Here is an 18,056-nt window from a genome sequence, read left to right as displayed (position 1 = left end):
GTCCTGTTCTTGGTTCCGGTTCAGTCCTGCGGCAGGTGCAGGGGGTGGAATTCGCTGATCTCTTCGAGGATGTCGGCGGCCAGCAGCGGGGAAACGGTGTCCGGGCTTTCCAAGGTCATGGCAGCGACCTTCAGGCCGCGCCGGCAGGCTAGCGTCAGGTCGTTGTTGCCCTGGTAGATGGACCAGCATACCCCGGCCGCGAAGGCGTCGCCGGCGCCGGTGACATCGACCACGTCCACTTTCGGCGCCGGCAGCCAGGTCAGGCCCGCTTCGCCGGCCAGCGTGTAGCTGGTGTGGTAGACGCCTTCGCCGCCGCAGGTGATGATGATGTCTTGCGCGCCTTGCGCCTGCACTTCGCGGCAGCCGGCCGCCAGTTCGGCGTCCCCGGCGAGCTTGCGGCCGACGCGGGTCTCCAGTTCGCCGCGGTTCAGCACCAGCAGGCGCAGGCCGTGCAGGTCCTGCGGCAGGCGCGCCATCTTGGGCTGCGACACGGCGACGATGACCAGGGCCACCGCGTCGCGCCGCGCGTCCTGCAGCAGCGTGGCCACGGTGTCCTGCGGCAGGTTCAGGTCGGCCACCACCATGGCGGCGGAACTGCGCTGCGGCGCGCGGCTGGCCAGGAATTCGGGTGTCATCTTGTCGTACAGGGCCATGTCAGCCAGGGCCAGCACCATCTCGCCGCGCTCGTCCAGCACGGCGGTGTAGGTGCCGCTGTAGGTGTCGTTCAGGCGCAGGCTGCCGCGCGTGTCGATGCCGGCGCTTTCGGCGCGCGATTGCAGCGCGCTGCCGGCCGGGTCGTCGCCGACTGCCGTCAGCAGCGCGGCGGGCAGCCCCAGGCGGGCCAGGTTTTCGGCAATGTTGCGCGCCACGCCGCCGTGCACCTCCTCGGCGTAGGCGGGGTTGGAGGTGCCCATTTGCAGCGTTTCCAGCGTGCGCAGCTTGCGGTCCAGGTTGGCAGCGCCTATACAGAGTACAGGGCGCTTGTCCGGCAGCACGTAGGCGCGGCCCAGCAGGCGGCGCTCGCGGATCAGGCTGGCGATGTGGCCGGCCACGGCCGAGCGCGACAGCCGCAGCTCGACTGCCAGGTCTTGCTGCGAGACGAAGGGGTTGGCGCGGATCAGTTCGTATAACTGCTCTTTTTTGGAAGTGTCCGTCACGGGCGGTAGTCCTGTAAACATTTGTCCCTTATCGTAAACATTTGTCCGAACACTGTCAAACCCTGCTTTTAAATTGAGCACACCCCGTAATTTATACGACTTTCATATAAATGGCGAAGAAAAATGGTATTTGCCATACATATAGACGCTCAGGCATCATGTTGTCTGGCTATTCGTTGGCTATTCGCACGTCATCAAAGCATGTAGTTCCAGTCGCAAGCCGACCGCATCGCCCCGTCCCGCAGCCCGAATCTCATAGTGAATTATTTTAAAATCGAGGATAACCATGTCTAGCAATTCTCCGTTCCAGGCCGCCGCCATCGTCCGTTCCCGCATGCCGGCGAACTTCCAGCCGCGCCTCGCCATGATCCTGGGCTCGGGCCTGGGCGTGCTGGCGGAGCAGATGACGGATGCGGTCACGATAGGCTTCGACGAATTGCCGGGCTTCCCCATCTCCACCGTGCACGGCCACGCCGGCGCGATGGTGCTGGGCACGCTGGCGGGCGTGCAGGTGGTGTGCCTGAAGGGCCGCGGCCATTTTTACGAGGGCTATGGCCTGGGCGTGATGACGTCCGCCGTGCGCACGCTGAAGCTGCTGGGCGTGGACTTCCTGTTTGTCACCAACGCGGCCGGTTCGCTGCGTCCTGAAGTCGACGCGGGTGCCCTGGTGGCCCTGACCGACCATATCAACTTCCTGCCCGGCACGCCGATGATAGGACCGAACGACGAGCGCTTCGGCCCGCGCTTCTTCAGCATGGCCAACGCCTACGACGCTGAACTGCGCAATCTGCTGAAGAGCACCGCGGCCGACAAGGGCATCACCTTGCACGACGGCGTCTACATCGCTTACTCCGGCCCGAACTTCGAGACCCCGGCCGAGATCCGCGCCTTCAAGACGCTGGGCGCGGACGTGGTGGGCATGTCGGTGGTGCCGGAAGTGGTGCCTGCGCGCCATTGCGGCCTGAAGGTGGTGGGCGTGTCCGTCATCACCAATCTGGCCGAAGGCCTGTCGCCGTTCCCGCTGTCGCACGAGCAGACCCTGAAATACGCCGCCATCGGCGCGGAAAGCCTGATCAAGCTGATACTGGGCTTCCTGGAAAACGTGGCGAAAACGCCAAAGGCGTAAAGCGGTTGTAAATTAAAGGGCGGCTCGACCGCCCTTGATCATTAATCGGCCTACACTATCTTTTTTGAGCGAGAGAGAGACAGATCATGTCACGCGCATTCATCCTCCTGCTGGATTCCTTCGGCCTGGGTGCCACTCCGGATGCCGGCAAATACGGCGACAGCGCCGCCAACACCTTCGGCCACATCGCTGAATGGGCGGCCCGGGAAGGCAAGCCGATGTCGCTGCCGAACATGGAAAAACTGGGCCTGGCCGCCGCCGCGCACAAGGCCTGCGGCCAGTGGGCCGAAGGCTTCGCGCTGCGCGACGGCTTCACCGCCGCCTACGGCGCGGCCCGCGAGCAGTCGACCGGCAAGGATACGCAGAGCGGCCACTGGGAAATCGCCGGCGTGCCGGTGCTGTTCGACTGGGGCTACTTCCCGAAAACCGTGCCCTCGTTCCCGCAGGAGCTGACCGACAAGCTGCAGCAACTGACCGGCGTGCCCGGCTTCCTGGGCAACTGCCACGCGTCCGGCACCACCATCATCAACGAGCTGGGCGACGAACATGTCGCCAGCGGCAAGCCTATCCTCTACACCTCGGCCGACTCGGTGCTGCAGATCGCCTGCCACGAAGAGCACTTCGGCCTGGAGCGCCTGTACGACATGTGCGAGAAGGCCTATGAGCTGGTCAAGCCGTACAACATCGGCCGCATCATCGCGCGCCCGTTCACCGGCGCCGATGGCGATTACAAGCGCACCTCGAACCGCCACGACTACGCCATTCCGCCGCACGCGCCGACCCTGCTGGACCATGTGCACGACGAGGGCGGCGAAGTGATCGCCCTCGGCAAGATCAGCGACATCTACGCCGCCAAGGGCGTGAGCCGCGTGGTCAAGGGCGTCGACAACATGGCCCTGTTCGACGCGCTGCTGAAAGTGCAGGACGAGGCGGGCGACAAGTCGCTGACCTTCGTGAACTTCGTCGACTTCGACCAGGCCTTCGGCCACCGCCGCGACGTGGCGGGCTACTCGAACGCGCTGCACGAAATGGACGAGCGCCTGCCCGAGTTCCTGGCCAGGCTGAAAGACGGCGACCTGTGCGTAATCACCGCCGACCATGGCTGCGATCCCACTTCGCCCGGCTCGGACCACACCCGCGAACATATCCCGATGATCTTCTTCGGCCCGGGCGTGCAAGGGCGTTCGCTCGGCATCTCGGAAACCTTCTCCGACATCGGCCAGACGCTGGCCCACCACCTGGGCGTGAAACCACTTTCCAACGGAAGCAACCTCTTATGACCATCCCGCACGACTTCAAGCGCACCGAGGCCATGGCCCTCGACCTGAGCTGGCTGAACCACATCCACGTGAACAAGGCTGCGGCCGACCGCCGCGCCGCCTCGCTGGCGAACCGCCGCTCGGTGAAGAAGGAATACCAGGCCGCCTGGCTGGTCAAGGCCATCGGCCTGATCGACCTGACCACGCTGTCCGGCGACGACACGCCGGGCCGCGTCGAGCGCCTGTGCATGAAGGCCATGCGTCCGCTGCGTACCGATCTGGTGGAAGCGCTGGGGATACAGGAGCTGAACGTGATGACCGGCGCCGTGTGCGTGTACCACGAGATGATCAAGCCCGCTGCCGGCGTGCTGAAGGGCCGCCTGCCCATCGCCGCCGTATCGACCGGCTTCCCGGCCGGATTGACCAGCATGGAAACCAAGGTGCGCGAGATTGAACTGAGCGTGGCCGCCGGCGCCACGGAGATCGACATCGTCATCACCCGCCAGCACGTCCTGACGGGCAACTGGCAGGCGCTGTACGACGAAATGCTGGCTTACCGCAAAGCCTGCGGCGAAGCGCACGTGAAAGCCATCCTCGCCACCGGCGACCTGGTGACGCTGGAAAACGTGGCCAAGGCATCGTGGGTATGCATGATGGCGGGCGCGGACTTCATCAAGACCTCGACCGGCAAGGAAGGCGTCAACGCCACCATCCCGGTATCGCTGGTGATGGTGCGCGCGATCCGCGAGTTCTACGAGCAGACCGGCTTCAAGATCGGCTACAAGCCGGCCGGCGGCGTGGGCACCGCGAAGGGCGCCTTGCAGTACATGACCGTGATGAAAGAAGAGCTGGGCAACGACTGGCTGGAGCCGCACCTGTTCCGCATCGGCGCATCGAGCCTGCTGACCGACATCGAGCGCCAGCTCGAGCACTACGTCACCGGCAACTACTCCGCTGCCCATCGTCATGCCCAACCCTGACGCGCAACCTTAAGAAGACACCGATATGCCAACTATCAACGAGATCCTCAATACCATGGAATACGGCCCGGCACCAGAAAGCCAGAAGGAAGCGCTAGCGTGGCTGGACCAGAAGGGCCGCCAGTTCGGCCTGTTCATCGATAACGCCTGGAGCGACGCCGCAACGGGTGAGGCGCTGTTCGCGTCCAACAATCCCGCCGATGGCAAAGAGCTGGCCAAGCTGACGCAAGCGAGCGGCGCCGACGTCGACCGCGCCGTGGACGCGGCGCGCCGCGCGCAGCCGGGCTGGCAAGGCCTGGGCGGCCATGGCCGCGCCAAGATCCTGTACTCGATCGCGCGCCTGATGCAAAAGCACGCGCGCCTGTTCGCCGTGCTGGAGACGCTGGACAACGGCAAGACCATACGCGAAACCCGCGACGCCGACCTGCCGCTGGTGGCGCGCCACTTCTACTATCACGCAGGCTGGGCCCAGCTGCAGGACGAGGAATTCGCCAACCACCGCCCGGTGGGCGTGGTCGGCCAGATCGTGCCATGGAATTTCCCGCTGCTGATGCTGGCGTGGAAAATCGCCCCCGCGCTGGCGGCCGGCAATACCGTCGTGTTCAAGCCCGCCGAATTCACCTCGCTGACCGCGATGCTGTTCGCCGACATCTGCGTGCAGGCCGGCGTGCCTGCCGGCGTGGTCAACATCGTGACTGGCGACGGCCGCGTCGGCGAAGCCATCGTCAACCACGCGGGCATCGACAAGCTGGCCTTCACCGGCTCGACCGAAGTGGGCCGCTTGATACGCCAGGCCACCGCCGGCAGCGGCAAGAAGCTGTCGCTGGAGCTGGGCGGCAAGTCGCCCTTCATCGTCTTCGAAGACGCGGACCTGGACGCCGCTGTCGAAGGCCTGGTCGATTCGATCTGGTTCAACCAGGGCCAGGTCTGCTGCGCCGGTTCGCGCCTGCTGGTGCAGGAATCGGTCGAAGAGCGTTTCCTGGCCAAGCTGCGCGTGCGCATGGACAATCTGCGCCTCGGTTCGCCGCTCGACAAGTCGATGGACATCGGCGCCCTGGTCGATCCGGTGCAGCGGCAGCGCATCGCAGGCCTGGTGGAATCGGCCCGCGCCGAAGGCTGCACCGTGTACCAGCCGGCCGGCTGCGCACTGCCTGCCGACGGCTCGTGGTTCCCGCCGACCCTGATCACCGGCGCATCGACGTCGGCCGCCGTGGCGCAGGCCGAGATCTTCGGCCCCGTGCTGGTGGCGATGAGCTTCCGCACCCCCCCTGAAGCGGTCCAGCTGGCCAACAACACCGTGTACGGCCTGGCCTCCTGCGTCTGGACTGAGAACATCTCGCTGGCGCTGGACGTGGCGCCGCAGATCAAGGCCGGCGTGGTCTGGATCAACACCGCCAACCAGTTCGACGCCGCTTGCGGCTTCGGCGGCTACCGTGAATCCGGCTACGGCCGTGAGGGCGGCCGCGAAGGCATGTACGAATACCTGGTGCCCGTGTCGGAAGACGCGCGCCCGGCGGCGCCCGTGCTGGCAGCGTCCGCGAAAGCCAAGGCAGCGGCCGCCACCGCCGACGCCTTCGCCATCGACCGCACCGCCAAGCTGTACATCGGCGGCAAGCAGGCCCGCCCCGACGGCGCCTACAGCCGCGCCATCCACGGCGCCGACGGCAAGTTGATCGGCGAAGTCGGCGAAGGCAACCGCAAGGACATCCGCAATGCGGTGGAAGCCGCGCACAAGGCCACCGGCTGGACCAAGGCCACCGCGCATAACCGCGCGCAAGTGCTGTTCTACATCGCTGAAAACCTGGCCGCGCGCGGCGAGGAATTCGCCGCCCGCATCGGCGCGATGACCGGCGCCAAGAATCCCGAGAAGGAAGTGCAGGCGGCCATCGAGCGCCTGTTCTACTGGGCGGCGTGGGCCGACAAGTACGACGGCCTGGCGCACCAGCCGCCCATGCACGGCATCACCGTGGCGCTGAACGAAGCGGTCGGCGTGATCGGCATCGTGGCGCCGAACGAGTCGCCGCTGCTGGGCTTTGTCTCGCTGGTGGCGCCCGCCATTGCCGTCGGCAACCGCGTGGTGGCGGTGCCCTCGGAAGCGCATCCGCTGTCGGCCACCGATCTGTACCAGGTGTTCGACACGTCCGACCTGCCGGGCGGCGTGGTCAACATCGTCACCGGTTCGGCCGATGAACTGGCGCGCACGCTGGCGTCGCACTCCGACGTCGACGCCGTGTGGCGCCATGACGGTTCGGCCGAAGGCTGCGCCGAAGTGGAGCGCCTGTCGGCCGCGTCGCTGAAGCGCACCTGGACCGGTGGCGCCAAGGGCCGCGACTGGTACAGCACCGCGCAAGCGGGCGGCCGCGCGGTATTGGCGCACGCATCGCAGGTGAAGAACATCTGGATTCCTTACGGCGTCTAAGAGCTGGCGGATTACAACGCGTTGCGTCTAACCCGCCCTGCGCAATTCCACGCCGTCGTAGGGCGGGTTAGCACAGCGTAACCCGCCAAAGGGGCCGCAGACCAATACCTTGGCCTGCGGCCCAAATACCTTACAAGACAAGAGAAAAAACCATGTTCCTCACCCAAGAGATCATCCGTAAAAAACGCGACAAGGGCGCGCTGAGCGCCGAAGAAATCCAGTTCTTCGTGCGCGGCATTACCGACGGCAGCGTCAGCGAAGGGCAGATCGCCGCGCTGGCCATGGCCGTCTTCTTCAACGATATGAATATGGACGAACGCGTGGCCTTCACCCTGGCCATGCGCGACTCCGGCCAGGTGCTGGAATGGAAATCGCTGAACCTGCCGGGTCCGGTGATGGACAAGCACTCCACCGGCGGCGTGGGCGACGTGGTCTCGCTGATGCTCGGACCGATGATCGCTGCCTGCGGCGGTTATGTGCCGATGATTTCCGGCCGCGGCCTGGGCCACACCGGCGGCACCCTGGACAAGTTCGATTCCATCCCCGGCTACTCCACCGTGCCGGACAACGACAAGTTCCGCCAGGTGGTGCGTGACGTGGGCGTGGCCATCATTGGCCAGACCGCCTCGCTGGCGCCTTCCGACAAGCGCTTCTACTCGATCCGCGACGTCACCGCGACCGTGGAATCGGTGGCCATGATCACCGGCTCCATCCTGTCGAAAAAACTGTCGGCGGGCCTGGACGTGCTGGCGATGGACGTGAAAGTGGGCTCCGGCGCCTTCATGCCGAGCTACGAAAAATCGGTCGACCTGGCCGAGAGCATCGTCACCGTCGGCAACGGCGCCGGCACGCTGACCTCCGCGCTGCTGACCGACATGAACGAGTCGCTGTCGCCATGGGCCGGCAACGCGGTCGAAGTGCGCGGCGCGATCGACTACCTGACCGGCAAGCGCCGTCCGGCGCGCCTGCACGAAGTGACGATGGCGCTGTGCGCCGAGATGCTGGTGCTGGGCAAGCTGGCCGCCACCGAAACCGAAGCGCGCGCCAAGCTGCAGCACGCCCTGGATTCCGGCGAAGCCGCCGAGCGCTTCGCGCGCATGGTGACCGCGCTGGGCGGCCCGTCCGACCTGATGGACAATATGGACAAGCACCTGGAGCAGGCGCCGGTGATCGTCGACGTGCCGGCGCTGTCGTCCGGCTTCGCCTCGAAGACCGTGTGCCGCGACATCGGCCTGGCCGTGGTGGCGCTGGGCGGCGGCCGCCGCCTGCCAACCGACAAGATCGACTTCGCCGTCGGCCTGACCGACCTGATCGAACTGGGGCAGCCGGTGCAAGCCGGCCAGCCGCTGGCCAAGGTGCACGCGCGCAGTGTAGCGGCGGCGCAAGCGGCCGTGGCGCAGATCCAGGCCGCCTACACGATCGCCGACACCGCGCCCCCCGTCAACCCTGTCATCTACCGTACCATCAGGCCATGAAGGGGCTAGCGCCGCGGAATTGTCATTCCCGCGCACGCGGGAATCCCATTTCGCGGCGCCGCCCAAGCAGCATGGTTCCCCGCTTGCGCGGGGACGACAGACATCTCCGAGGACCGCATATGACTAACTTAGAACTCATCGCCGAAGCCGCGCAAGCGCGCCTGAAGGCCTACACGCCGTACTCGAACTTCAAGGTCGGCGCGGCGCTGCTGTGCAACGACGGCACCATCTTCCACGGCTGTAACGTGGAGAACGCTTCCTACGGCCTGTGCAACTGCGCCGAGCGCACCGCCTTCTTCAGCGCCTTCGCGCACGGCTACATGCCGGGCGACTTCGACAAGCTGGCCGTGATCGGCGAGACCGACGGTCCCATCGCCCCTTGCGGCGCCTGCCGCCAGGTGATCCTGGAACTGGGCGGAAACGCGCTGCCTGTCGTGCTGGCCAACCTGAAGGGCGACATCTGCGAAACCACCGCGGCGGCGCAACTGCCGAACGCCTTCGGCGGCGCGGACCTGAAGAAGAAGTAAACATCTTGAAGAAGGTTATCGACGTACAGGCAGCGGTCGCCGTCGCGGCGGCCGAGGCCATCGTGGCAAAAACGCAGGGCACTTTCGGTGTCGGCGGCGCCATGCTGGATCAATTCGGCACGGTGCTGAAGTCGCTGCACAACAACGTCATCCGCCAGGGCCTGGTGTTCGACCCTACCGCGCACGGCGAGCGCCAGTTGATCGACTGGTACTACGCCGAGCGCGCCAAGGGGACGCCGCTGCCCGAGCCGCAGGACATCACCATCGTCACCTCGCTCGACCCGTGCTGCATGTGCACCGGCGCCATCCTGGCCGGCGGCTTCAGCGTCATGGTGGCGGCCACCGACGCCAACGCGGGCATCAACTACGACAGCAGCGCCAGCTTCGACGCGCTGCCGGAAGGCCTGCGCCCGCAGGCCCAAGCCAGTTTCGCCTATCCGGCCGTGCTGGGCGATTCGCAGTATGCGCGCGCCGCGCACGGCATGGCGCCCAAGTCTTTCTTCATCGGCAAGACCATCGGCGAGCCGACGCAGGCCTTGTGCTCGCTCGTGTTCGAAGCCACCGCCAAGGGCGCAATGGCGCTGTTCGATTCCGATCCGCCGCGCTCGCGCTTGAAGGATCCGGCCACGCTGTCGGTCAAGCACGCCATTGTGTGTGCGCTGAAGAAGGTGTACCCGGAGGCCCTGACGGTGCGCTGCCAGCCTCAGAAGCCGGACGTGCAACTGGTGCCCGCGCTGCAGACGGCGATGGCGCGCGACAAGGTGATGGGAGGGAAGGGCGACGCGGTGGCGCTGCTGGACTCGTTCGGCAACCTGCTGCTGTGCATGCCGGGACGGCGCAACAAGTCCGACATCCGCACGGCTTTCATGGAGTGCACGCGCGCGTATGCGCAACTGCGCTACAAGCTGATGGAGCACGCCACGCCGGAACAGCGCGAGGAAATCCGCCAGTACCTGGGGCATCCGAAAGACGGCACCTTTGTGTTCGCCAACGGGCCGGACGACGGCGCGCTCAGTTTCATGGAGCTGGGCGCCTACGGTTCGACGATGGAAGGCGAACTGCCGGCGTCGAATCCGGCGCAGTTCCAGTATGTGCTGCCGGCGCTGCCGCAGCGGGAGCTGGAGCACATCTGCGCATCGATGCCGCCGTTGTACCGGCATTTGATACGCATACGGCCGGTGCAGGTGGCCGACGCGGCATTGATCGCGGCGCTGTCGTAGCCGCTGTCGTCCTCGCGAATGCGGGGACCCATGCGCTGTGTACTTGTTGGCGGCCTATGGGTTCCTGCGGCGGCAGCTAGGCGACAGGCGCCAGCATGTTCGCGTCGCGCGCGAGCTGCCAAACGCCGCTGTCGTTCCTGCGCAGGATGGACAGCGTGTGCCCAGCGCGGCGCATGCCCTGGCCGCCGTCGGCCAGCGGCACGACGCGCACTTCCAGCGTGGTGCGGCACCAAGCCATGTCGCCGCGCACTTCCACTTCGTCCACCGTGCTGTCGGACTCGATGCGGTGCGTGGCCAGGATGGCGCGCAGGCCGGCGGCGAAACCGTCGCGGCCGTGCATGGGCGGCTGGCCGGCCACCAGGAACACCACGTCCGGCGTCATCAAGGTCAGCAACCTGTCGACGTCGCCTTCACGCGTCGCTTCCAGCCAGGTGGCGATCAGGCGCCGGATTGCCGTCTCATCGTTCATCGCGTGTTCCAGGGGTCGTAAGTGCCCACGCTCCACAACTGCCCCTCGGGGTCGCGGCAGGTGAAGCCGCGTCCGCCATACTCCTCGTCCTGCAGCGGCATGATAATGGGCGCACCGGCATCGACCGCGCGCGCATGCACCTGGTCCGCATCGTTGACGATCAGGTAGCAGCTTTGCGTGACCTTCATGCCGGTGTCGGACGGCTGCGTCATCAGCTTGCCGAACTCGGTGTCGAAGATCGAACTGAGCATGATCATGCCGTTGCCGTACGAGAGCTGGGCGTGCGCGATGCTGCCATCCTCGTTGGGAACAACCAGTGATCTCTCGAAACCTAAAGTGCGGCAAAGCCAGTCGATTGCAGCGGGCGCGTCGCGGTAGCGCAGGCAGGGCGTGATGGTGGCGCGGGTGTTCTTCGGTATGCTGGACATGCTGCTCCCCCTTTGTGGTGTGGTAGCGTTCGATCTCTGTTTATGCGTCGAGTTCAAACAATATAGTCCAGCGGGGAGGGCGGAGCAAGCTGTTGCAGTGCGGGAGGCCAGTGTTCATGCGGCGGAGCCGGCCCGTACAAAGCTGAAAATATCGTCGTCCGGTTCTTTGGCATAGGTCGGCCTGTCAACGCCGGCAATGGGCATCCATTCTGCCTTTGCCACTTTCGGATGGACTTGGTTTTGCCGTCTTGATCAGAGCTTGTGCCAGCGCAAATCGGCGTCTGGCTGGCCGTGAATAATAGGTGTTCTTGCGCGGAAACACACTATCAAAGACCGGAGTTGCAGCCATGAGCATGAATGACCACGCTAAGCTCTATCAGCAAAAACTGGGCTACAACCGGAATATGGGCCCCTACCAATCGCTGTCTTTGCCGTGGTGGGTGCGTACGCCGCAGGAGGTTTATGGCCCGCGCCACGGCTGCGAACTGGAACCGTTGATCTGCGGCGAGCATGTGTTTCGCCGGCTTGAACAGGACATTCGCGACGCCAGACGCTGCATCGACATCATCAGTTGGGGTTTCGATCCTGGCATGGTGCTGGTACGCGGCGCCGCCGCCCAGGCCGGACAGCGCGTGGGAGACTTATTGCAGGAGATTGCAAGCCGCGAGCATCATCCGGTGAAGGTTCGTATTGTGGTTTGGCATGACGATGTCGTGGCACAGCTATTGATGAAGAACGTACCTGGTTATTACGGTTTGCAGTTTCCGGCGATTGGATGTTGTCGGACCGGCTACTACAGCGAAGACCATCAGTACTACAACGCTGAATGGTTTGACAAGGCGTGCTCCAACGGCTTGACCAATATCGAGTTCCGGGTCCGAAAAGTGCCGGTGAGTTTTCTCAGGCAATCGCTGTCCGGCGAAGCTTCCCCGGGTAGTGCGGCCGCTTTCGCTGGCAAGGTCTACGCCACCCACCACCAAAAGATGATACTGATCGATTACGTGGACCCTCCGAAAGCCGTTGGCTATGTGATGGGGCACAACTTCGTCACCGATTTCTGGGACACCGAGGCGCACTTGTTCCGCGATCCGCGCCGCGAGCGCTTCCATAAAGCAGATCCGTCGAAAGCATGGAGGCAGGGGCCGAACATCGCATCCAGCACGGGCGCCTACGTTCCCGGCTACCAGCCGACAGGCGACGAGATCGATCGAAAGCAGCGCGCAGTGCAGGCTTACCTGGACAGGGACAGTTGGGTTGCGAAGCCTTATCAGGATGTGTCGTGCCGGTTGCGCGGGCCGGTGCTGTGGGATCTGAATCACAATTTCTGCCAGGCGTGGACGGAGTCGGAGCGGCCCGAGTCGTTGCTGGCTGAACTGGCGCCATTGGTCGCACCGGGAGTGACGTTGGCGCAGACGATTTCCCAGGCAGTCGTGCAGCGGATCGCTGCCAGGCCGGAACCGGATTTTTTCCAGGGGCGCAGTACGATGCCAGCGTCCTTGTTCAAGCTGGCGCGTGGGCAGCACAGCGTTCAACTGCTGCGCACACAGCCATTGCATGGCGAAAAGACGATCAAGGAATGCTACGCCAACCTGACGCGGCAGATGCAGCACTACATCTTCATCCAGAACCAATACATCCAGTACGAACCTTGGGCGGAGCACCTGAAGGAATGCGTGCAGCGGCTGCGCGACGCCGGGTATTTGAAGCCGATATACGTCTTCATCCTGACCTCGACGCCCGAGAGCGACGGTATGGACCAGCCGACTTATGACGTGGCCAGCAAAGTGGGGCAGAGCGAGACGATGGTGGTCGAACACAACGAAGCCTTGGAGCGTGCGAAGAAGGGCAAAGCGGCGAGGCCAGCCGCGCCGGAGGAATTAGCCAAATCGGGCATCAATGTTGTCATGGGGTCCCTTTGGACCTGTGCCCGACCACCTAAGGTCGGGGGGCTCGGGGCTGACGAGTACGAAGAAATATACATCCACGCCAAAGTGGCCATCGTCGACGACGCAGCCTTCACTATGGGTTCGGCGAACCTCAATCTTCGCAGCATGGCGCTGGACAGCGAACTCAATGTGCTGAGCGAGGCCATGGATGTCGCATACAAGTTGCGCTGCGATCTGTTTCGTCAATGTACTGGCCAGACTGGCCCCGAGCAATTCTCAAATATGGCCTTAACTTTCAAGTCTTGGCAGGACACCATGCAGGAAAATTCCAGCAGAAAGTCGCAGGGTAAGGTGTTGGAGGGACAGGTGCTGAGATTCCACGTTGATCGTAAACCCGGCAAACCGGTTGTGTAGCGATGGAGAAGAGATTGAAGCGCTGGGGCGCGCTAGCCCTAATGATCTTTGCAATCTCGGTAAGTACTTACTCTTATATTGACCATTTAAGGTACAAAGCCATGCACGCAATTCCTCTAGGACTGTCACGATTTGACGTAACCGGCCCCGTTCCTGCGTGCGGCCGTTGGACGGCCCATATGCCCAAGGTGCGAGACCCCGAAGCATATCGCGTCTATATCGAGGCCCGAAAACGGTGGCGCAGCAAAATTGAATGGCAGTTTACCAAGGCCGAACTGCTGCAAATACTGGCTGACGTGAGAACTGGGGCTGACAAAGGAGATTGGGGAGCGCGTGCCTTGCTGGCGCATTTCTATCTGCGCGGGCTGGGACCCATGCCAAAGAACAAGGTTCTCGATAAGGACGGGGACAAGGCGGTTGCCATCGCGCGCATGGCGGTCGAAGCTGGGCAACCCTGGGGATACTACGACTTGGGAGTCGCGCATCAGTACGGGTATGGTGGCGCGTACTACGACTTGGACATGTCTTGGGCGTATTACTTGAGAGCAGCCCAGTTGGGAAGCCCCGACGCCCAAATGGCTCTGGCCGAAGCCTATGGCGAGGCGGGACGAAGGGACGCACAGGAACAGATGGTGCGATGCGCCTACGAGCAAGGACATGGCCCCGCTGCGACTCTGCTTGGCAGGAATGCGCTTATTGAGGAAAGGTATATGGATACACTACGCCTCCATCAGGATGGCGTGAAATTTGGCAGCAAGGAGAGTGCGGCGTTTCTTTTATTGGCATTTGGAGCGGGGGCTGAATCGAGCATCCAAAAGAGAGTTCTTACGCCGCTCGGGCTTGGAGAAGACCTTGAGCGGTATCGCCGTTACAGGGAAATCGACGAAGCGCTGAATCTTAACCCGGATCTCAAATTTGGCGGACTTGATTCGGTTTTACCCTTGCCGCCAGCCGAATTGCCAGAGTGGCATGGTGTTGAGCATACGATGGATCCGGAGCTATCGGGGCCGCCCACGTATTGACGATCCAAGGGCGTCTATGCAGATCGCGGCGTCCGGCCGGCCAGCCTACATCTGCTGGAACAGATGGGTGTTGCCGCGGCTAACCTCTAATTCTTCATCGGAATTGCGCACGCGGACCATCTGCCGTCCGCGCAGGTCGCGCTTGACTTCGGCGATCGCGTCCACCCGCACCAAAGTGGAGCGGTGGATGCGCCAGAACTCTTTCGGGTCCAGCTCGTCCTCGAGTTCCTTCAGCGTTTTGCGGATCAGCACTTCGCCTTCCAGCGTCTGCACCCGCGTGTATTTCTCGTCGGCCTGGAAGAACAGCACTTCGCGCGTGCTGATCATGCGCAGGCTGTTGCCGACCTGGGCCTGTATCCATTTCAGGTGTTCCTGCGGCTTGTGCCGGGTCGTGTGCTGCAGCAGCTGCGTCAGCTGGCGCTCGATGTTGTCGGGCGATGTGCCCAGGCGCGCTTGCAGGCGCTCGCAGGTGGTCTTCAGGCGCTCGCCGCCGGCCGGCTTCAGCAGGTAGTCCAGCGCGCCCTGCTCGAAGGCCTCGATCGCGTACTGGTCGTAGGCCGTGACGAACACGATGTGGCAGCGGTTGAACAGCATGCGCGCCGCTTCGATGCCGGACAGGCCGGGCATGCGGATGTCGAGGAAGACGATGTCGGGCTGGTGCAGGCCGGTCAGCGCGATGGCCTCCACGCCGTTGGCGGCCTCGGCCACGATCTGCAACTGCGGCCACGCTTCCTGCAGGCGCGCGCGCAGCAGCTGGCGCATCGGTTCTTCGTCGTCGGCGATGAGGGCGGTGGGAGTCTTCATTACAGTTTGCTTCCAGCAAAGATGTCGGGGGCGAAGGGCATGCGGACGATGGCGCGGGCGCCGCCGTCCAGCGGCGCTTCAATGATGAGCTGGGCGCGGCTGCCATACAACAGGCGCAGGCGTTCGCGGATATTGGTCAGGCCGAGCCCGTCTCCTGCGTGCACGTCGAAGCCGACGCCGTCGTCCTGCACTTCGAGCTGCAGCACGTTGCCGGCGGCGGTGCTGCTGGCGCTGGCGCGGATGTCGATGCGCCCGCCAGCCACCTTGGGCTCCAGGCCGTGCTTGATGGCGTTCTCGATCAGCGTTTGCAGCATCATCGGCGGGAACGACGCACTCAGCAGGTCGGGCGCCACGTCGATCGAGACAGCCAGGCGTTCGCGCATGCGGGCCTGCATGATGGCGAGGTAGGCGCGCGACAGTTCGATCTGCCGCCCCAGCGTGCCGTTGCCCTTGGCGCGCATCTGCGGCAGGGTGGCGCGCAGGTAATCGATCAGGTGGGCATGGATCTTGGCCGCTTGCGGCGGGTCGGTTTCGATCAGCTGGCCGATCAGGGCCAGCGTGTTGAACAGGAAGTGCGGTTCCACTTGCGCCTGCAGCGCGGCCATCTGCGCCTCCACCAGGCGGCGTTCCAGCGTTTCCGTGCCGGCCTGCTGCTCGGCCATGCGCGCTTCGCTTTCGGCGCGGCGCTTGCCGCCCGCCAGTACTTTCAGGCCGACCGAGAAGACGATGAACATCGAGACCGATTCGCCGAGGCGGAAGGGCGCGCTCAGCGTCAGCGCCAGCACGGCGATGATGGCCAGCTGTCGCCATTCAATCCGGGCCAGCCAGTCAAAGAAGTTCCACCACAGCGTGCGGGCCGTTTCGCCCACTTCGCCGATGAAGGCGAACAGGTTGCGGGTGCCTTTCCTGGTGCGGCTGAATGCCATTTCAGTGTTCCTTGTGCTCTGGTGCGTGTTCGTGGGTGCGCTTGCTGACGTTGTAGCCGGCGATGATGGCGATGGCGACCTTGAGCAGCAGGAACACGGCGAACAGGGTCAGCGCCAGCGGCAAGATGGTCAGCAGCAGCGCCATCATGATACAGCTGGCCAGCAGCGCCGGCCAGGACATGCGGGACAGCGCGCGCATGAAGGAGCGGGTAACCTGCTGGGTTGCGCGGCCTACTTCGCGGAATACGTCGCCGATAGAGCGGTTGATGGTTTTCATGGGGTCCTCCGTTGTGTCGATGATCCCACTGTAGCGATCCGTGCCCGGCGGCGCACCCGGTTTCCGACGAAGCGGCAATTCGGCGGGATAAGCTGCGCGCAGCGGGAGGCGAACTGCGCAGCTTTCCTATGCCGGCCGGCCCGCCTCGGCCGACAGGGCGACGCACCGGCGCGCCAGGATGGCGGTGGGGTCGAGCAGCACGACCGTGCGGCCGCCTACGGCGTAGGCCCGGTGCTCGGGCAGCAGCAGGGGCAGTTCGGTGCAGCCGAGGATGGCCACCGTGGCGCCGCGCGCCGCCAGATGGGACAGCGCTTGCAGCAGCGCTTCCCTGCATGCGCCGTCGACGTAGCCGGCCTTGATGCCTTGTTTGCCATAGATGGCCTCCATCACCAGCGCCTGGTGCGCCGGATCCGGCACGATCAACTCGAAGGCGCCGCCGCGCGCGGCCTCGTGGTAGACCCGGCTGTCGACGGTGCCCGTGGTGGCCAGCAGGCCGACCGTGGCATGGCCGGCGCAATGTTCGCCGATGTGGCGCACGGTCTCGGACAGCATGTTCACGATGGGCACGGACAGGCCGGACTGCAGGCGCGCCACATAGGCGTGCGCCGTATTGCAGGGCATGGCGATGAGGGCCGCGCCGTTCGCCTCCAGCCGCTTGCAGGCCGAGTAGAGCGCGAGGGTGGGGTCGCTCCCGGCGCCGACCAGGTTGGCGGTGCGGTCCGGTATCTGCGGATTGTGGTCGACGATCAGGCGGATGTGGTCCTGGTCGCGCTCGGCGCTGGTGTTGCGGACGATCTTGTGCATGAAGTCGACGGTGGCGGCCGGTCCGATGCCGCCGACAATGCCCAGTTTGAACGCCGGGGCGCGCTGGGTTTCCCGGTGCGCCAGGGCGTAGTCCACGTACACCTGGTGGCTGTCGACGACGGGCAGGCCGCGCTGGCGCAGCGCCCCGGCCAGCACCGCGATTTCGCTGGCGCCGGGAACGATGAGCTGCGCCCCTTGCGCCAGCAGGTCTGCGCAGGCCCGGTGCAGCCGGTCCAGCGCGGCACCGCCGGCATGGCCGGCCAGCACGCCGTCGCCGCCGTACATCGCCGGCGAGATGCATCGGGCGTGGATTTCCTCCGAGGGATACAGCAGGGTGTCGGCGGGAAAATGCTGCTCGAACAATTTTCTCTTCTGCACGTAGCCGGTGCACAGCACGCCCAGCTTGCGCGGCCCGCCGCCGTCGCCGAGGTGGCGCGCCAGCGCGGTCATCATGTTCAGCATGGGCACCTGCAGCTCGGCCTGCAACTCGTCCAGGAAGGTGTGGCTGATGAAACACGGCAGCAGCACCCCATCGGCCTGGCATTGCTCGAGCCGCGCCATGCTATCGTAGAGATACAGCTTGCGCCCGCCTATCCGGGCCGGTTCGGCGCCGGTGCCGGCGCCGCGGTCGTAGCGGCGCTGTTCGAAGGTCAGGCGATAGCGCTCCGTGGCGCCGCGCTCGGCCAGGGTCTTGACCAGCTTGCCGTACAGGTCGGCGCCGGCGAGCTGCCCGAGTCCGCCGATGATGGCAAGGTGGCGCGGGGCGGTGTGGGGTGTCATGGCGGATTCCTTGAGGCTGGGGTGGGTACGACGATATCGGATTTCGGCCGCGGACCTTATGCAAGTTCGCCATGGCTTTATGC

General features: G+C 64.6%; 16 protein-coding genes. 9 read left to right on the top strand and 7 right to left on the bottom strand.

Going from position 1 to position 18,056, the window contains the following annotated elements; translation table 11 throughout:
* Positions 1–20 precede the first annotated feature (20 nt).
* Positions 21–1,157, bottom strand: coding sequence for a carbohydrate kinase (locus ACSQ8Y_RS18815; protein ID WP_436267960.1), 1,137 nt, complete (start codon positions 1,155–1,157; stop codon positions 21–23).
* A gap of 286 nt (positions 1,158–1,443) precedes the next feature.
* Between ACSQ8Y_RS18815 and xapA the strand changes: the two genes are divergently transcribed.
* From xapA to ACSQ8Y_RS18780, 7 genes are all read left to right on the top strand, one after another.
* Entirely contained in the window at positions 1,444–2,283 is an 840-nt protein-coding gene (gene xapA, locus ACSQ8Y_RS18810) for a xanthosine phosphorylase (protein ID WP_436267959.1), read from the top strand.
* Between the two features lie 86 nt (positions 2,284–2,369).
* The gene (locus ACSQ8Y_RS18805) at positions 2,370–3,563 is read left to right on the top strand and encodes a phosphopentomutase (RefSeq protein ID WP_436267958.1); all 1,194 of its coding nucleotides are present in this window, start codon (positions 2,370–2,372) and stop codon (positions 3,561–3,563) included.
* Entirely contained in the window at positions 3,560–4,522 is a 963-nt protein-coding gene (gene deoC, locus ACSQ8Y_RS18800) for a deoxyribose-phosphate aldolase (protein WP_436267957.1), read from the top strand. The genes ACSQ8Y_RS18805 and deoC overlap by 4 nt, the downstream gene beginning before the upstream one ends.
* A gap of 25 nt (positions 4,523–4,547) precedes the next feature.
* The gene (locus tag ACSQ8Y_RS18795; protein ID WP_436267956.1) at positions 4,548–6,941 is read left to right on the top strand and encodes an aldehyde dehydrogenase family protein; all 2,394 of its coding nucleotides are present in this window, start codon (positions 4,548–4,550) and stop codon (positions 6,939–6,941) included.
* Positions 6,942–7,093: 152 nt separating this feature from the next.
* A complete protein-coding gene (gene deoA, locus ACSQ8Y_RS18790; RefSeq protein ID WP_436267955.1) occupies positions 7,094–8,416 on the top strand; it encodes a thymidine phosphorylase in 1,323 nt (440 codons plus the stop codon).
* A 119-nt stretch (positions 8,417–8,535) separates the two neighbouring features.
* Complete coding sequence (locus tag ACSQ8Y_RS18785; protein WP_436267954.1) at positions 8,536–8,943, top strand: cytidine deaminase; 408 nt, start codon at positions 8,536–8,538, stop codon at positions 8,941–8,943.
* A 5-nt stretch (positions 8,944–8,948) separates the two neighbouring features.
* Positions 8,949–10,163 (top strand): nucleoside deaminase, encoded by a 1,215-nt coding sequence (locus tag ACSQ8Y_RS18780; protein ID WP_436267953.1) that lies wholly within the window; start codon positions 8,949–8,951, stop codon positions 10,161–10,163.
* Between the two features lie 76 nt (positions 10,164–10,239).
* Here ACSQ8Y_RS18780 and ACSQ8Y_RS18775 read toward each other — a convergent pair whose 3' ends face one another.
* Both ACSQ8Y_RS18775 and ACSQ8Y_RS18770 read right to left on the bottom strand, forming a co-directional pair.
* Positions 10,240–10,632, bottom strand: a complete 393-nt coding sequence (locus ACSQ8Y_RS18775; protein WP_436267952.1) for a YybH family protein — start codon at positions 10,630–10,632, stop codon at positions 10,240–10,242.
* Positions 10,629–11,060 carry a VOC family protein gene (locus ACSQ8Y_RS18770; RefSeq protein ID WP_436267951.1) on the bottom strand — a complete coding sequence of 144 codons (432 nt, stop codon included), beginning with the start codon at positions 11,058–11,060 and terminating at the stop codon, positions 10,629–10,631. Before ACSQ8Y_RS18770 ends, ACSQ8Y_RS18775 begins: the two co-directional genes overlap by 4 nt.
* A gap of 347 nt (positions 11,061–11,407) precedes the next feature.
* Between ACSQ8Y_RS18770 and ACSQ8Y_RS18765 the strand changes: the two genes are divergently transcribed.
* Together ACSQ8Y_RS18765 and ACSQ8Y_RS18760 are read left to right on the top strand one after the other, a co-directional pair.
* On the top strand, positions 11,408–13,360 hold the full coding sequence (locus tag ACSQ8Y_RS18765) for a phospholipase D-like domain-containing protein (protein WP_436267950.1): 1,953 nt from the start codon (positions 11,408–11,410) through the stop codon (positions 13,358–13,360).
* Between the two features lie 14 nt (positions 13,361–13,374).
* Complete coding sequence (locus ACSQ8Y_RS18760; RefSeq protein WP_436267949.1) at positions 13,375–14,382, top strand: DUF6396 domain-containing protein; 1,008 nt, start codon at positions 13,375–13,377, stop codon at positions 14,380–14,382.
* 45 nt (positions 14,383–14,427) lie between these two features.
* On the opposite strand, the gene ACSQ8Y_RS18755 is transcribed toward ACSQ8Y_RS18760, so the two are convergent.
* The 4 genes from ACSQ8Y_RS18755 to ACSQ8Y_RS18740 form a co-directional block, all read right to left on the bottom strand.
* On the bottom strand, positions 14,428–15,186 hold the full coding sequence (locus ACSQ8Y_RS18755; protein ID WP_436267948.1) for a LytR/AlgR family response regulator transcription factor: 759 nt from the start codon (positions 15,184–15,186) through the stop codon (positions 14,428–14,430).
* Complete coding sequence (locus ACSQ8Y_RS18750) at positions 15,186–16,112, bottom strand: sensor histidine kinase (RefSeq protein ID WP_436267947.1); 927 nt, start codon at positions 16,110–16,112, stop codon at positions 15,186–15,188. Before ACSQ8Y_RS18750 ends, ACSQ8Y_RS18755 begins: the two co-directional genes overlap by 1 nt.
* Position 16,113: 1 nt before the next feature.
* Positions 16,114–16,389 carry a hypothetical protein gene (locus tag ACSQ8Y_RS18745; RefSeq protein ID WP_436267946.1) on the bottom strand — a complete coding sequence of 92 codons (276 nt, stop codon included), beginning with the start codon at positions 16,387–16,389 and terminating at the stop codon, positions 16,114–16,116.
* 126 nt (positions 16,390–16,515) lie between these two features.
* A complete protein-coding gene (locus tag ACSQ8Y_RS18740; protein WP_436267945.1) occupies positions 16,516–17,973 on the bottom strand; it encodes an aspartate/glutamate racemase family protein in 1,458 nt (485 codons plus the stop codon).
* Positions 17,974–18,056: the final 83 nt, after the last annotated feature.

This window comes from Pseudoduganella sp. LjRoot289, assembly GCF_964252925.1.
Classification (GTDB): Bacteria; Pseudomonadota; Gammaproteobacteria; order Burkholderiales; family Burkholderiaceae_D; genus Rugamonas.
The sequence above is the reverse complement of the archived record's forward strand: the minus strand, read 5'-3'. Positions and strand labels throughout refer to the sequence as shown.

Coding starts and splice junctions, on each gene's coding strand:
- ACSQ8Y_RS18750 (WP_436267947.1), bottom strand. CDS start 16,112: ATGGCATTCAGCCGCACCAGGAAAGGCACCCGCAACCTGTTCGCCTTC.
- ACSQ8Y_RS18765 (WP_436267950.1), top strand. CDS start 11,408: ATGAGCATGAATGACCACGCTAAGCTCTATCAGCAAAAACTGGGCTAC.
- ACSQ8Y_RS18795 (WP_436267956.1), top strand. CDS start 4,548: ATGCCAACTATCAACGAGATCCTCAATACCATGGAATACGGCCCGGCA.
- ACSQ8Y_RS18770 (WP_436267951.1), bottom strand. CDS start 11,060: ATGTCCAGCATACCGAAGAACACCCGCGCCACCATCACGCCCTGCCTG.
- ACSQ8Y_RS18745 (WP_436267946.1), bottom strand. CDS start 16,389: ATGAAAACCATCAACCGCTCTATCGGCGACGTATTCCGCGAAGTAGGC.
- deoC (WP_436267957.1), top strand. CDS start 3,560: ATGACCATCCCGCACGACTTCAAGCGCACCGAGGCCATGGCCCTCGAC.
- deoA (WP_436267955.1), top strand. CDS start 7,094: ATGTTCCTCACCCAAGAGATCATCCGTAAAAAACGCGACAAGGGCGCG.
- ACSQ8Y_RS18755 (WP_436267948.1), bottom strand. CDS start 15,186: ATGAAGACTCCCACCGCCCTCATCGCCGACGACGAAGAACCGATGCGC.
- ACSQ8Y_RS18740 (WP_436267945.1), bottom strand. CDS start 17,973: ATGACACCCCACACCGCCCCGCGCCACCTTGCCATCATCGGCGGACTC.
- ACSQ8Y_RS18805 (WP_436267958.1), top strand. CDS start 2,370: ATGTCACGCGCATTCATCCTCCTGCTGGATTCCTTCGGCCTGGGTGCC.
- ACSQ8Y_RS18785 (WP_436267954.1), top strand. CDS start 8,536: ATGACTAACTTAGAACTCATCGCCGAAGCCGCGCAAGCGCGCCTGAAG.
- ACSQ8Y_RS18775 (WP_436267952.1), bottom strand. CDS start 10,632: ATGAACGATGAGACGGCAATCCGGCGCCTGATCGCCACCTGGCTGGAA.
- xapA (WP_436267959.1), top strand. CDS start 1,444: ATGTCTAGCAATTCTCCGTTCCAGGCCGCCGCCATCGTCCGTTCCCGC.